Below are 12,963 nucleotides of genomic sequence, written 5' to 3' on the forward strand. Positions count from 1 at the left end.
ATGATACCTCGAGTTAATGGAGGAAATGATGATTTAGACATCGAATTTGAGGAAGAGAGGAGGCCTTCAAAAACATATAAATTAGACTTAGTACGTAAGCGTGTAATCGGCTATACGGATGGGCGTGAAGCTATAGAACAGGCGATTTATAAAGCAATTGGAACAGAGCGATATGATCATTTAATCTATTCTTGGAATTACGGAGCAGAAATTGCTAAGTTATTTGGGCAGCCGATTCCTTATGTGTACTCTGAACTAAAAAGACTAATATCAGAAGCATTAACACAAGATGACAGAATCGACAGTGTTGATGCTTTTTCGTTTTCACATCAAAAAAATAAAGTCTTTGTGAGTTTTATAGTCCATACGGTAGTTGGTGAAATTTCCATTGAAACAGAGGTGCCGATTTAATGTTTGAACATATAAAGCAAGATGACTTATTAAATGATGCGCTCTCAAAGGTACCTAATGATGTTGATAAGAGAGAAGGTTCAATAATTTACGATGCCCTTGCACCGCATTCCATTCAGTTATACGAATTATATTTGTCTATGGACGGATTGCTTAGGGAAATGTTTGGAGATACAGCAACTAGAGAATTCTTGATAAAGCTCTGTTTAGATCGGGGAATAGTTCCTGAACCTGCTACAAATGCGGTATTAAAAGGAGTATTTAATATTGATGTACCTATAGGCTCAAGATTTAATCTTGATTCCTTAAACTATGTCATTACTGAAAAAATCAGTGATGGCATTTTTAAATTGAAGTGCGAAACACCGGGCACAGTAGGTAATAATTGGTTTGGTCCATTAATACCTGTAAATTACATTGATGGTTTACAATCAGCAGCGTTAGTTGAGTTACTTATCCCTGGAGAAGATGAAGAAGCAACTGAAGACTTACGAAAACGATATTTAGAAAGCTTCGATTCCCAAGCGTATGGTGGTAATAGAAAAGACTATCAAGAAAAGGTCCATGATTTACAAGGTGTTGGAGGAGTAAAAGGCTATAGAGTTAAAAATGATATCTATAATGTGAAATTAGTTATTATGGATACCAATTTTAATTCACCTACTTCAGCTTTACTTGAAGAATTACAAACTGCTATAGATCCGGAAACCAATCATGGGGAAGGAATGGGAATTGCTCCGATTGGTCATGTTGTGAATGTTGTTGGTGTAACAGAGGTTCCAGTGAATATTACATTCAATTTAATTTATGACACGGGTTATGACTGGTCCTATGTTGAAAATGAAATATTAACCCTTTTAGATGAGTATTTTCTTGACCTAAAAAAGAATTGGGAGAGCAGTCAGCAGCTTACTGTTCGTATTTCTCATATTGAATCTAGAGTATTAGAGATTGAGGGTATCATAGATATTTCTAATACTTTAATCAATAATCTCTCAGAGAACTTAATTCTTGGTCAAAATGATATTCCGACAAGGGGGATTATCAGTGAATGATTACTTAATTCAAGAAATTAAACTACAAAAATATTTACCTCCGACAGTTAATGAACTAAAAGAAATGCAAGAAATAGTTAGGGTTGAAAATGAAAATTTTAATGAGGTTCGGTTGAACTTAATCAATATTTTTAAAACCCGGTTTATAAACGAAACTAATGAGATTGGTATTTCTCGTTGGGAAAAGATGTTGAAAATTAATGCTGCTAAAGATGAGACTCTACAGTTTAGAAAGAGTAGATTACTTAGTAGAATGCAGGGCAAGGAACCGTATACAATTCGTTATTTAAAAAAGCTATTGAATGCCTTATTAGGGGAAACTGAGTATCAAGTAAATTTGGATATAATAAATGAACATCTTGAAGTTTTAATGAGCTTTGGAAGTGGAGTTTCTGCAGAAATGCAAGTGAGATATTATAAAGAGCTCTCTGAATTACTTGATAAGGTAGTCCCATTAAATTTAGGTATAGGTATTACCCATCGAAGGAGTATTAATTTAGGGATGAACTTCGGGGGGCTTATCTCCACCCGCAATAAAATCCAAATACGGCCTGCAGCATTTAAGCAGCCATCGATCCAGCAGACAAAATACTATGCTGGATTTATTTCTATGCGGACAATAACAGTTATCAAAATGGAGGTGTGACAATGGCAGAGTATACAGGCATGGTCTTAACAAAAAAGGGAAAGATCCTACAGGCTAAAGCTGAAAGTGGAGTACGACTTAACTTTACAAAGGTTGCTATTGGTGATGGCACCCATGGTAGCCAAAACATTGAGGAAATAGAAGTCTTGCAAAATCCGATTAAGGATTTATGGATCACAGGTATTAATGTGGAGTTTGACCGATGTAAAGTATCGTCAGCAATCACAAATGAGGGACTGAATCAAGGGTTTTACCTTAGGGAAATGGGTTTATATGCATATGATCCGGACGAGGGTGAGATCCTTTTTGCTGTAGCACTGGCAAAGGAAGCTGATTATCTCCCTGCAGTTGGTGGAACGACTGCAATAAATAGCGAATTTGAAATTACTATTTTTGTAGCGAATGCTTCTAATATAACAGCGAATATTTCCAATGTGGGATATGTGTCAAGAGAGGAATTTGATGAGCTTGTCCTCAGATTTAATGTCACTAGTGAAAAAACAGATAAGAACACAGAGGATATTTCTAAAATTGGGCTGCGGCTTACTAATCTTGAGCAGTCTTACTCAAATAATTTTACATCGAATCAATTTACCGAGGATTTAAATACGCTGGTTGATGTGGTTGTCACTCGTGGGGTTTATGACAGTGTTAATAAAAGGCTGGTGATTTAAGAATGGCGAAAATTATTATAAAAAATAGTGTTACATCTGCGTACCCCATCGATGGAAGGCCGGATAATTACTTTCAGCTAAGATTATCGAATGCAGGAAACAATACAGTTAATTTCGCTATGTATAACGGCAGTACAGGCGGCTTGTTGTTGTCTGGTACAATTACAGATTTCCCTATTCTAAATTATTTAGGGGTGGAATTGCGTGTAACATGTTCATTCCATGCGTACCTTCCGGGTTCTGGCTGGTTTTACAGCCCTCAGACATTTGTTGGAAAAGTGCAATCCGATGGAGTGTTCATTTCCGATGTTAGATTTGGGAGCGGTTATACAATTGACACTGTTTCTATTGGAGAAATTTTCTACAACAACACAGAACCAACTACACCTGGAGCATTTATAAGCCCAGCAATTGGAACGGTTTTAAAGGTTGGGGAAACAGTAACTGTAGCTTGGGGAGCTTCATTTGATGCGGAAGGTTATCCTATTACTTATTATCCCTTTGCTCATAGAAACGGAGCAGTAGTTCCAATATCCTTAGGTAATGGCGGAAGCACATCAAGAACATATACTATTCCTGAAGGCACGACATCGTTAAAATTTACAGTTCAAGCAAATGATGGCACTATTAATTCTGCTATAAGGGAATCCAGTGTATTCACTGTAATACCAGGAAATAAAGCTCCAACGTTAATACTAAATACAGCAAATAATTTATCATTATCAGTGGCTGCAGGGCAAAATGAAATCCTTGTTGAAGGTACCGCAAAAGATACTGATGCAAATAATACCGTTACAGTTAAAGTTCAGTTTAACGATGGGACCATTAGAAATATTGAATCGAAAATTTCTGATGGATCGACACCAATTCCTTTCTCTAAACGTTTCACTTATAAAGACAAGAAAATTTATGATGGTGAAACTCCACTAACAGTAGATTTAGCCGAAAACATAGACCATAAATTAAAGGTTTGGGCAGATGATGGAGCTGGTGGATCATCGACTATTGAAGAAAGAAATTTCCGAGTCATCCATAACCGGCCGCCAGTAATTTCCGATTCAGATCGTGACCTTGGAACATTGATAGAATCACCTTCCGTCACTTACCAGGTGAATGACCCTGAAGGACAGGTAATCACAGTCACAGAAAAGATTAATGGACAGGTTATCAGAACATTTGAAGCAACACCAAATACGGATTATTCAATTGAAATCCCATTAGAAATGTGGATTCCATTACAACTGCAGCAGCACACATTGACAGTTGAAGCCGTGGACACATTTGGGGCGAAATCTATTCGAACTTTCACATTTACTAGAACAGAAGATACGATTTTACTAGAATTAAAGAATCCTTTTGTCACTGATATTGCTGCTACTAGAGTACTTGTTACACCAGATGTTTATGTACCTATTGGATCAACCATTAAAATCGAAGCTTGTAACAATGCCTTTGACGATGCTCCAACATGGGAAGATATAACTGGAATGGCTATGAATAAGCGAGGCTATACCTTTACGAATACCGTAAAAACAGCTGAACATTGGGGAATTAATATTAGGTTTACGCTTAACAAAGGGACAGCCACGCAGCAAGTAAGATTCGAGGGATTTGGAGGTGCGTTTGATTGAAAATCGTTAACGAAATCCCTTTAAGTGTGTTAAAAGAGCAAAGAGAAAATCAGGAAAATATCCCTTTGTCATTGGATGCTTTAGGGTTAGCATTAGTTCAAGAAAAACTGGATCATGCGCAAACTAAAGAATTAGTTACTACTATTGGTCAACAATTAGTTAAAGCGAATCTAAGATTAGCAGCCCTTGAAGGAGGTACTGTTTAATGACATTTTGGCAAATGGCTTATAAATTTGGGTGGGCAAGTATAGAAGATTTACAGTTGGCAGTACGTCTTAATGAGATTACTGCAGATCAGTATAAAGAAATCACTAAAGAGGATTATGTAGCACCTACCGTATAGGTGTATTTTTTACTCCTTAAAGTCACTATTAGGAAATAGTAGTGTAGTGTTTTTAACGATTATGTAACAATTGTCATAAATGGTAATTGTTGACAAATGATTCTAGTTGTTCTATGATTTAAGAGGTTGATACTTTACTAGATTTAGGAGGATGAAATATGAATAAAAAATGGTTTGTTGCTCTTGCTTTTCTAGTTTGTTCTATTTTGTTAACCACCACCGCATCTGCTGCCAATACGATTATTGATCAATCTACTGTAACTTTGGGTCCAGGTGAATCTTTAAAGTACACTCGAGTTATTAATGTACCAGATGGAGCATACTTAGGAGTTTACTTTGACGATAAGACTGATGGTGCCTATGGGAATGAATATTTTCTTGTTAAGAGTGTAAATACTAATGACATTGTTACTTTTGGCAAAGAGGATTTTAATCGAGTAATGGGTGTACCTGCAGGAAGCTATGTTATGATGCTTGAATGTTACGATCCTAATTTAAGTTGTTCAGCAACAGGAAGTTTAAGTGCTCAGTATAAAAATTAAATTACAGGTATAAGGAAATTCTCAATATAATAAATTATACACTTAAAGAATCCTATTTTAGGATTCTTTTTTTATGCCATCATGACCCTAGTTTGCCCCGAACCGATCGGGGTATTTTATTTTAATGAGGTGTCAAAATGACAGTAGAGATCGGAGTATTAATCGCTATAGGTGGTTTGTTGTTAAGTTTTTTTGGCTATCAACTTAACCGCACCAAAGAAGTAAAGACAGACTCACAACAGGATGCAGAAATTCGTACTCAGCTTAGTTATATCGGTAAGGGTGTGGATGATATTAGATTTGAATTACGAGCAAACCAAAAGGATATTGGTGCTCTTAATGAGCGAGTCACAAGAGTGGAAGAAAACAATAAATCCATTCATAAGAGGTTAGATAATATTGAAAAGGAGAATGCCTAATGTTTGAAGTTACAATTATTATTGCCGTTGTTCTAGCCATAACAGAATTTATTAAAAGACTAAGTTTTATTCCAGTAAAATACTTACCTGCTGCATCCGTTGTTCTTGGATTGCTGGCGGGTATTTTTTATGTAGATGTAGCGACAATGCAAGAAAAAATTATGTTTGGATTAATGATTGGTCTAGCTGCTGCTGGCTTATTTGATCAATCTAAAATCATTACTAAAAAATGAGTTTTATTGATCGGATTTCACCACACGCAGTCAAATACATGAAGTCAGAAGGAATTCTGGCTTCTCTAACAATTGCTCAAGCGATATTAGAGAGTGATTCAGGTATATCAGAATTGGCAGTGGAAGCTAATAATCTATTTGGTATTAAAGCAGGACCATCATGGAGTGGACAAGTTTATGAATTGAAAACAAAAGAGTTTGAGGATGGCAAATGGATAGAGGTTTTAGCGCTTTTTTGCCACTTTACTAGCATTGAAGAATGCATTGAATACAGAAGTTCAGTATTCTTAAAACGGTCAAGATATATACCTTTGTGGGGCATTAATGACTATAAAGAAGCCTCAAGAGTTATTTACGAATGCGGCTATGCAACAGATCCAAGCTATCCGCAAAAACTAATCGATGTTATCGAAAAATATGAATTATATCATTATGACAAGGAGGAGAGTAATTTGTCTGTTACTACAGCATGTCGTGATATTTCAGAATTACATCCAACTGCCCAGACAGCCTGCAAACTTTTCTTAGAAGAATGTAACAAAGCTGGACTAGATATTTTTATCACTGAAACGTACAGATCACAGGAACGGCAGAATTATCTGTATGAGCAAGGCAGAACAAGACCAGGAAAAGTTGTAACTTGGACCCGAAACAGTAACCATAAAAGCCGTTTGGCATGGGATATCGCATGTAACAAGCCATCTTTATATGATGTGAGCACGTTAAAGAAAGCCGGTCAGATCGCTATGAGTTTAGGAATTGGTTGGGGTGGTGTGTGGAAAACACCAGATATGCCACATTTTGAGGTAACAACTTCATGGAAGGCACCTAAAAAAGAGGAAGTAAAAAAGGAGGAAATCAAATTGTATCAACCTACTTCAAAATCATTAATGGATCATACAGAAAATGTATTAACGGACCTTACAGAAGAGAAGAAGCATGGTGATAAAGCTTTAAATAAATCCTGGTTAGATAAATTTAAAAAAGGAACTCTCACTGAATCAGATGCCATTGGTCTGTTGTATGTTGCTGCTGATCGTAAATTATTATAAATAATATAAGAGTCCTTCTGATTTTGGAAGGACTTTTAATATAAGAAAAACCTAGCTTTTCCTTATGAATTTTAAATGCCATGGTAAGTAAAAAGCATATGCAATAAAGTGGACAGGAGATGACCACCAAGTATTCCAGTGTTTCATTAATCCAACTCTAGTTGCTAACCATTCAAGTGTAAGTGATAAGATAAAAAACAGGATAACTAAGAACCACTTACGATCTTTTTCAAATAAGTTTAAATATATTACTGATAAACATGAGGGGATAATTCCAAAAAGGGTTATCTCAGGTAAACCCTCTTTTTGTGGATTACCTATATCGAAAAGGTCAAATGGTGCAGCAATTGTCATATCAACCATCCATACGATATAACCAATTACTCCAAAAGTTATATAGACTTCCTTCCAACTTATTCTTTTCTTAGGCATGAAAAATACAATCAATAGTAAAATAATACTAAGAATTGCAGGGTACCACCATCCTTGACCTAAAGCAAAGTCTGGCTGTTTCACGGAACTAGCCTCCCTTTTTTCTCTTATTATTTCCCACTATTTATCAAATATTCATACTTTAAATAGGCTATTGAAGCCATATAGTACTATTCTCAGCTATTCAGCTTTCTAACTAAACAACCAAATTAAAAAGCCCTTCTTAGTTAGCAGGGCTTTGAACAACTTCACTTAATTTTAAGAGGGATCTGTCAATTTTCTAAAACTATCCATGTTGCTAAATCCATATGCTATTAAGAAAGTGAAAAGAAAAATAAAAAAGTCATAAATTGTTGGCCATCCTTTGGAGTTGTAAAAATCAAGCATTGCAAAAAAATTCATACCTCCAAAGGCAGCAATTGCAGCAAATATAATACCTTTTAAAAGTGGATTAGTTTTTGGTTTAATTTGAATAACAAACATGATTGCAACAGGATCTAAAGAAAAATGATAAGGAAGAAATAATAGTGGAGCTATTGGTGAAATTTTCATCGGGTAAGACCACAATCCATAAGACAAGGCAATAAGATCAATAATTAGTGATAAAATGATGGTTACAAACCCTCCAATTAGTAGCCTACCTGTACATTTCTTGTCTCTAAACAGAAACCAGACTATCCATGGAATAATAAATAATCCGACCCCAAACCACCATTGCCATGTAAACATATAAGCATTAACTACTGCATCGGTCATTAAGTTATTCACTTTAATTAGCAGTTGGTATGCATTTTCAGTTTGTTTCATACCTTCTTCAACTGTCATTCTTCAACCCCTCTCCCATTTTGTAATTCTTAAGAGATATTTTTTACAATTAATTTCGCTTCTATACTTATAACTGTTTTCAATTTTGCACCTTTTCCTGACTGTTGAAAAAAGTTAATGATAATTATTTTTCCACTAAACTGATATATAAGTTAAATAAATTCATTAAAAAGACCTTCCACACTATGGGAGGTCTAATGAACATTATCAAATATCAATTTTTCCATATTCTTAACAGCTGCTTTACGAGCTTGTTCAAGTGTTCGTCCAACACCAGATGTCAAATGATTACGATAAGGTGAATCCTCCAAATCGTCGAGCAATAAATAGATCTCGTAACGTTTTTTATACTTGATACATAGCCACTCCATTACTTCTTTTTGCTTATAAATCATAAGACCTGAGTCAAACGAAATAACCCCGGGTGCACCTTTCTTCTGGAAGACGATTTTTTCTAATGGTGATTCCATAAAAAACCCCTCCTTTTACCCATATATTAGGCAAATAGGAGGGAAGTCCTTGTGACGGTATTGTGAAAAATTTATTTATATTTTCTTTTTAAAAATAAATGTAATATAGGAGTTTATGGTAATATAGAACTAGAAAAAGTAAATTATTAGGTTATGACAAAAGGAGAATGTTAGTATGACGGCTGAAATAGGAATATTAAACAGATCGGGAGTAGCATTAGCTGCTGATAGTGCTGTTACAATTGGAGGCGGGGGAAACCAAAAAGTATATAATTCTGCCAATAAATTGTTTGCGCTTTCAAAAATACACCCCGTAGGTATAATGATATTTGGTGGAGCTAGTTTTATGGGAGTCCCGTGGGAAACAATTATAAAAACTTATAGGAAGAATTTAGAAGGAGAAAAGTTTGATAGTCTTGAAGAATATGGACAAGATTTTATTGACTTTTTGGTAAGAGATTCAAGATTATACAATGACCAAACTGAAAAAGATCTTGTCTCTAGAATATTTTATAATGCATTATTAGAAATGTTAGATGGTGAAGTTAACCAAAGAATTAATGATCTTACTAGTACTGGGGAAGCTGTACATAATTCAGACGTAGAAAAAATTATGAGTAATGTTTTGGAGGAAAAAATACAAATATTAAATGAAAAAGAGATTATTCTTAGTAAAGAAGGTTTTATCCCTGAATTTTCGGATAAACATAGGGATACAATAAATGATATATTGAATAGTGTAATTAACTTTGAATTACATAACTCTGTAATTGACTTGTATATAGATTTTTGTGGAAGATTAGTCCAAAGTGATATACTCTCTAGTAGTTACTCAGGAGTTGTTATATCAGGTTATGGTGAGGAAGAAATATTTCCTAGCTTATTTGAATTTCATATAGAGGGTATTTTTTTAGGTGAATTGAAATACAAAGAAAGAACTCCTATTCGTATAAATTCATATATTGATGAAACATATGCAACAGCAGCTATGAGGCCATTTGCTCAAAAAGAAATGGTATACTCATTTATGAATGGTATAGAGCCTTCATTGCAAAATAACATGTTGAGAATAATAAAAAATGTGATCAATGAATATAATAATTTACTGGTAGAGGAATTTTCAATGGACGAAGATTTTCTGGAAATAAAAGAAGGAATTCCAGATCAATTAGTGGAAAGTATTTATAATGAGTTAGATAGAATTCAATCACAGTATTATGCACAACCAATCATAGATATTTTACAAATTCTCCCTAAAGAGGAACTTGCGGAAATGGCAGAAGCATTAGTTAACCTAACGTCATTTAAGCGTCGTATAAGTATGGATGCTGAATCTGTTGGTGGACCAGTAGATGTATGTGTTATTACTAAGGGTGATGGACTTGTTTGGATTAAAAGGAAACATTATTTCACTCCTGAGTTAAATTACAATTTCTACAAAAACTATTTAAAGGGGATAGAATAATGCTCACACAATTCTTTTCGAATGAAAAATTAGTAACAAATGAACACAAGCAATATTTTAATATTTCACACAAAGAAAAGATGGCCTTTGAATTAAAACGACATGAAAGTAATATAATTAAAGAAGCATCAGAAAATATTAAAAGAAACATTTCCAAGTTGGGGAAATGATAAAAGAAAAGACCATTTTTAGGAAATGGTCTTTTCTTTTTTTATTATACTCTTTTAATACTGAGCTGTATTTAGTTATCAATAAGACCTAACCCTTATGGCCACCTACCAGTTTACTCCTATGCAAAGCAGTGCCTGCACCTGTATAAGACACAGCTCTCAAAATAGAAGCTGCCCCATACTTATTCCTAATCTTATCTACTACATACCCAATCTCTCGCTTTTTCCAACCATCAACATCAAAAAGGTCTAGCTGCATCTCATAATCATCAACCAATTTTGTTATCGATACAGAAATTGATCGGACCGTTTGCCCACGGTAATTTTCCTTCATCAGTTGCAAGCACACATTATATATATCCATCGTTACATTGGTAGGAATCTCAGTAGTTCTTGCTCTGTTAAATCCTCCACCAAACTCATCCTTACTGTACCCAAGACCAAAAGTGATTGTTCTTCCAGCTTTCCTAGCATCCCTGGCTCTTTTTGCAACTTCCTCGCACATTTCCAAGACAACAGCTTTTATTTCGTGTTCTTCTTTGTAATCCCTCATTAAAATTTGGCTCTTTCCAAAACTAACTTGCCCCTTTAATATAGGGGCTCCTATTTCGGAGCAGTCTATACCCCAAGAGTGAAAATATAGCTGGTTTCCCAAAATCCCAAATTTCTGCTCTAACAATGCAAGATCATATTTTGCAAGCTGACCTACTGAAAATATACCCATACTATTAAGTGTTTTTTCCACTCTTCGCCCGATACCCCACATTTCGGATAGTGGGCTAATTGGCCATAGTTTCTTTGGGATATCATCATAAGTCCATTTTGCAATACCGTTGGGTGCCTTTTTTGATTCAAGGTCAAGGGCTAATTTAGCTATCAGCATGTTGGGACCAATACCAACAGTACATGGTAATCCAAAATCATGCTGTATATCCGACTGTATCTTAGCGGCAATCGTTTCTGCATCTCCCCATATTTTTTCGAGACCTTTTACATTAAGAAATGATTCATCAACGGAATAGGTATGCACAGCATTAGGTGGGACGTATCTATAAAAAAGCTTTGTAATCTCGGTGGAGACTTTAATAAACAAGCCCATTTTAGGATTAACAACTTTAATCCTTGGATCATTAGGTAATTCAAATAATCTATTTGTTGTTTTTATGCCAAACTCTTTTTTTAATCTTGGTGAAGCAGCAAGAACAACACTACCTTGTCTATCTGTACTACCAACAACAGCAAGGTAGCATGTAAGTGGGTCCAATCCTAAATCAACAGCTGCAACACTTGCATAAAAGCTTTTCATGTCGATACATAAGATTTGTCGCTCTGGAAATTGGGAGTAGTCAATCATAATGTTTTACCTCACTCTGGTTGTATATTAACTAAATGTTTAAAGGGAATATGATGAAAATAACCTTTATCATCTTGTAGAATTATTTGGCTCTTCATGGTGTTAATGTAGTGGACAGTGCCCTGTATTATATTTGTAAAGCCATTATCAAATACTTCAATGTTCAAGGTTTCGTTAGAATCCATTGCCTCACAAATAATCAGCTCAAACTCCTCTATTGCTTGTTCGTCAAGTAAGGGTTTTTCAATTCTTTGTTCATCTACTAGTGCATCTTTCAAACTCTGGACATGCTCAGGTAGCATCATTGCAGTCCACTTTATAGTTCCGCGGTCTTTTATCATTTGATACATCTCCTTTTTATTTATTATATGCGAACATTAGTTCTTTATTCAACTTGAAATCGAATAAATGTTCGTATAAAATATAAGATAAGGAGGTCAGAACGATGAGAAGTTTACTATTAAAGGCAGCAGCGAGGGGCGAATTATTAGAAATGATATACTTGGACTGTAAGGGGAATATTAGCCAGCGGAGAATTAAGGTGTTATTAGTAAAAGAGGAGTCATTTCAAGCCCATTGCTACATTCGAAAGCAGCAGAGAACCTTTAAAATAAGTAACATCTTATCAGTCGGGCCAGTACGAAGCATAAGGAGAGGAGCATAATCATGGCTAAAGTTAAGAAAAAACGACCAACAAGGGATGAATTTGAATTAGAGGAGATTGGTAATACACTTGTTGAGGCATTTGATGAAAAATCAGAGGTAATTTTAGATGTTTGGGAAAAAGAAAATGTTCAAGGTCAAATTATAAAAATGGATAGCCGAACAAAATTAATTCATATCGAAAAGGACTCAAGTGTTACAAAGGTTCCGTTTATGGATATTATGAAAGTTTCTATACTATAGAAGGGAGCTCCTCTCATTTGAGAAGAGCTTTTTTATTCCACAAATTCTCCCCATAGATTTTCTACTGTATCATTTAGTACTCTTGCAATTCTTATTGCTGCAGGAAGTGATGGGAGCGATTCCCCTCTGACAATAAGACTATACGCTCCAGGTGTAAGTTTAGCTTTATTGGCGATAAAAGCTTGTTTAACTCCAGTTTCCTTATGGTATTTCTGCAACTTTGTCTCCATAAAAATCACCTCACTTTAAAATTCTGCAAAAAAAATGCTTGTCCTCTAAACTTTTTAGTTTTAGGACAAACATATCACCACATATCATTTACCATTCAGCAAGAT

General features: G+C 35.0%; 20 protein-coding genes. 14 read left to right on the top strand and 6 right to left on the bottom strand.

The window, feature by feature from the left end:
• From C1726_RS16130 to C1726_RS16180, 11 genes are all read left to right on the top strand, one after another.
• Positions 1-411 (top strand): DUF2634 domain-containing protein, encoded by a 411-nt coding sequence (locus C1726_RS16130; RefSeq protein WP_102274103.1) that lies wholly within the window; start codon positions 1-3, stop codon positions 409-411.
• Positions 411-1,466 carry a baseplate J/gp47 family protein gene (locus C1726_RS16135; RefSeq protein WP_102274104.1) on the top strand — a complete coding sequence of 352 codons (1,056 nt, stop codon included), beginning with the start codon at positions 411-413 and terminating at the stop codon, positions 1,464-1,466. The genes C1726_RS16130 and C1726_RS16135 overlap by 1 nt, the downstream gene beginning before the upstream one ends.
• Positions 1,459-2,112 (top strand): putative phage tail protein, encoded by a 654-nt coding sequence (locus C1726_RS16140; protein ID WP_180968226.1) that lies wholly within the window; start codon positions 1,459-1,461, stop codon positions 2,110-2,112. Before C1726_RS16135 ends, C1726_RS16140 begins: the two co-directional genes overlap by 8 nt.
• 2 nt (positions 2,113-2,114) lie before the next feature.
• A complete protein-coding gene (locus C1726_RS16145; RefSeq protein WP_102274106.1) occupies positions 2,115-2,786 on the top strand; it encodes a phage tail-collar fiber domain-containing protein in 672 nt (223 codons plus the stop codon).
• A gap of 2 nt (positions 2,787-2,788) precedes the next feature.
• On the top strand, positions 2,789-4,417 hold the full coding sequence (locus C1726_RS26440; protein ID WP_216629095.1) for a hypothetical protein: 1,629 nt from the start codon (positions 2,789-2,791) through the stop codon (positions 4,415-4,417).
• Positions 4,414-4,623 (top strand): hypothetical protein, encoded by a 210-nt coding sequence (locus tag C1726_RS16155; RefSeq protein ID WP_102274107.1) that lies wholly within the window; start codon positions 4,414-4,416, stop codon positions 4,621-4,623. Before C1726_RS26440 ends, C1726_RS16155 begins: the two co-directional genes overlap by 4 nt.
• Entirely contained in the window at positions 4,623-4,760 is a 138-nt protein-coding gene (locus C1726_RS16160; protein WP_102274108.1) for an XkdX family protein, read from the top strand. The genes C1726_RS16155 and C1726_RS16160 overlap by 1 nt, the downstream gene beginning before the upstream one ends.
• Positions 4,761-4,918: 158 nt before the next feature.
• Positions 4,919-5,302, top strand: a complete 384-nt coding sequence (locus tag C1726_RS16165; RefSeq protein WP_102274109.1) for a hypothetical protein — start codon at positions 4,919-4,921, stop codon at positions 5,300-5,302.
• A gap of 137 nt (positions 5,303-5,439) precedes the next feature.
• On the top strand, positions 5,440-5,721 hold the full coding sequence (locus tag C1726_RS16170) for a hypothetical protein (protein ID WP_102274110.1): 282 nt from the start codon (positions 5,440-5,442) through the stop codon (positions 5,719-5,721).
• Positions 5,721-5,954 (top strand): holin, encoded by a 234-nt coding sequence (locus tag C1726_RS16175; protein ID WP_102274111.1) that lies wholly within the window; start codon positions 5,721-5,723, stop codon positions 5,952-5,954. The genes C1726_RS16170 and C1726_RS16175 overlap by 1 nt, the downstream gene beginning before the upstream one ends.
• On the top strand, positions 5,951-7,006 hold the full coding sequence (locus tag C1726_RS16180) for a glucosaminidase domain-containing protein (protein ID WP_102274112.1): 1,056 nt from the start codon (positions 5,951-5,953) through the stop codon (positions 7,004-7,006). Before C1726_RS16175 ends, C1726_RS16180 begins: the two co-directional genes overlap by 4 nt.
• A 51-nt stretch (positions 7,007-7,057) precedes the next feature.
• On the opposite strand, the gene C1726_RS16185 is transcribed toward C1726_RS16180, so the two are convergent.
• The 3 genes from C1726_RS16185 to C1726_RS16195 all read right to left on the bottom strand — a co-directional run bounded on the left by C1726_RS16185 (position 7,058) and on the right by C1726_RS16195 (position 8,733).
• The gene (locus C1726_RS16185) at positions 7,058-7,522 is read right to left on the bottom strand and encodes a hypothetical protein (protein WP_102274113.1); all 465 of its coding nucleotides are present in this window, start codon (positions 7,520-7,522) and stop codon (positions 7,058-7,060) included.
• Positions 7,523-7,696: 174 nt separating this feature from the next.
• A complete protein-coding gene (locus C1726_RS16190) occupies positions 7,697-8,263 on the bottom strand; it encodes a CBO0543 family protein (protein ID WP_102274114.1) in 567 nt (188 codons plus the stop codon).
• A 194-nt stretch (positions 8,264-8,457) separates the two neighbouring features.
• The gene (locus tag C1726_RS16195) at positions 8,458-8,733 is read right to left on the bottom strand and encodes a hypothetical protein (RefSeq protein ID WP_102274115.1); all 276 of its coding nucleotides are present in this window, start codon (positions 8,731-8,733) and stop codon (positions 8,458-8,460) included.
• 175 nt (positions 8,734-8,908) lie between these two features.
• On the opposite strand from C1726_RS16195, the gene C1726_RS16200 reads away from it, so the two are divergent.
• Complete coding sequence (locus C1726_RS16200) at positions 8,909-10,198, top strand: hypothetical protein (RefSeq protein ID WP_102274116.1); 1,290 nt, start codon at positions 8,909-8,911, stop codon at positions 10,196-10,198.
• A 258-nt stretch (positions 10,199-10,456) separates the two neighbouring features.
• Here the strand turns inward: C1726_RS16200 and C1726_RS16205 are convergent, their stop codons facing one another.
• Positions 10,457-11,722, bottom strand: coding sequence for a Y-family DNA polymerase (locus C1726_RS16205; RefSeq protein ID WP_102274117.1), 1,266 nt, complete (start codon positions 11,720-11,722; stop codon positions 10,457-10,459).
• A gap of 11 nt (positions 11,723-11,733) precedes the next feature.
• A complete protein-coding gene (locus C1726_RS16210) occupies positions 11,734-12,063 on the bottom strand; it encodes a YolD-like family protein (RefSeq protein ID WP_180968228.1) in 330 nt (109 codons plus the stop codon).
• A 104-nt stretch (positions 12,064-12,167) separates the two neighbouring features.
• On the opposite strand from C1726_RS16210, the gene C1726_RS16215 reads away from it, so the two are divergent.
• Together C1726_RS16215 and C1726_RS16220 are read left to right on the top strand one after the other, a co-directional pair.
• The gene (locus C1726_RS16215; RefSeq protein ID WP_102274119.1) at positions 12,168-12,386 is read left to right on the top strand and encodes a hypothetical protein; all 219 of its coding nucleotides are present in this window, start codon (positions 12,168-12,170) and stop codon (positions 12,384-12,386) included.
• A 2-nt stretch (positions 12,387-12,388) separates the two neighbouring features.
• A complete protein-coding gene (locus C1726_RS16220; protein ID WP_102274120.1) occupies positions 12,389-12,628 on the top strand; it encodes a YolD-like family protein in 240 nt (79 codons plus the stop codon).
• Positions 12,629-12,660: 32 nt separating this feature from the next.
• Here C1726_RS16220 and C1726_RS16225 read toward each other — a convergent pair whose 3' ends face one another.
• A complete protein-coding gene (locus C1726_RS16225; RefSeq protein ID WP_102274121.1) occupies positions 12,661-12,858 on the bottom strand; it encodes a helix-turn-helix transcriptional regulator in 198 nt (65 codons plus the stop codon).
• Positions 12,859-12,963 lie beyond the last annotated feature (105 nt).

The organism is Cytobacillus massiliigabonensis (genome assembly GCF_900199725.1).
GTDB lineage: Bacteria > Bacillota > Bacilli > Bacillales > Cytobacillaceae > Cytobacillus > Cytobacillus massiliigabonensis.

Excerpts from the sequence above, each read along its gene's own strand:
- C1726_RS16210 (WP_180968228.1), bottom strand. The coding sequence starts at position 12,063 with ATGATAAAAGACCGCGGAACTATAAAGTGGACTGCAATGATGCTACCT.
- C1726_RS16205 (WP_102274117.1), bottom strand. The coding sequence starts at position 11,722 with ATGATTGACTACTCCCAATTTCCAGAGCGACAAATCTTATGTATCGAC.
- C1726_RS16165 (WP_102274109.1), top strand. The coding sequence starts at position 4,919 with ATGAATAAAAAATGGTTTGTTGCTCTTGCTTTTCTAGTTTGTTCTATT.
- C1726_RS16130 (WP_102274103.1), top strand. The coding sequence starts at position 1 with ATGATACCTCGAGTTAATGGAGGAAATGATGATTTAGACATCGAATTT.
- C1726_RS26440 (WP_216629095.1), top strand. The coding sequence starts at position 2,789 with ATGGCGAAAATTATTATAAAAAATAGTGTTACATCTGCGTACCCCATC.
- C1726_RS16135 (WP_102274104.1), top strand. The coding sequence starts at position 411 with ATGTTTGAACATATAAAGCAAGATGACTTATTAAATGATGCGCTCTCA.
- C1726_RS16220 (WP_102274120.1), top strand. The coding sequence starts at position 12,389 with ATGGCTAAAGTTAAGAAAAAACGACCAACAAGGGATGAATTTGAATTA.
- C1726_RS16225 (WP_102274121.1), bottom strand. The coding sequence starts at position 12,858 with ATGGAGACAAAGTTGCAGAAATACCATAAGGAAACTGGAGTTAAACAA.
- C1726_RS16170 (WP_102274110.1), top strand. The coding sequence starts at position 5,440 with ATGACAGTAGAGATCGGAGTATTAATCGCTATAGGTGGTTTGTTGTTA.
- C1726_RS16145 (WP_102274106.1), top strand. The coding sequence starts at position 2,115 with ATGGCAGAGTATACAGGCATGGTCTTAACAAAAAAGGGAAAGATCCTA.
- C1726_RS16190 (WP_102274114.1), bottom strand. The coding sequence starts at position 8,263 with ATGACAGTTGAAGAAGGTATGAAACAAACTGAAAATGCATACCAACTG.
- C1726_RS16200 (WP_102274116.1), top strand. The coding sequence starts at position 8,909 with ATGACGGCTGAAATAGGAATATTAAACAGATCGGGAGTAGCATTAGCT.
- C1726_RS16215 (WP_102274119.1), top strand. The coding sequence starts at position 12,168 with ATGAGAAGTTTACTATTAAAGGCAGCAGCGAGGGGCGAATTATTAGAA.
- C1726_RS16195 (WP_102274115.1), bottom strand. The coding sequence starts at position 8,733 with ATGGAATCACCATTAGAAAAAATCGTCTTCCAGAAGAAAGGTGCACCC.
- C1726_RS16180 (WP_102274112.1), top strand. The coding sequence starts at position 5,951 with ATGAGTTTTATTGATCGGATTTCACCACACGCAGTCAAATACATGAAG.
- C1726_RS16175 (WP_102274111.1), top strand. The coding sequence starts at position 5,721 with ATGTTTGAAGTTACAATTATTATTGCCGTTGTTCTAGCCATAACAGAA.
- C1726_RS16160 (WP_102274108.1), top strand. The coding sequence starts at position 4,623 with ATGACATTTTGGCAAATGGCTTATAAATTTGGGTGGGCAAGTATAGAA.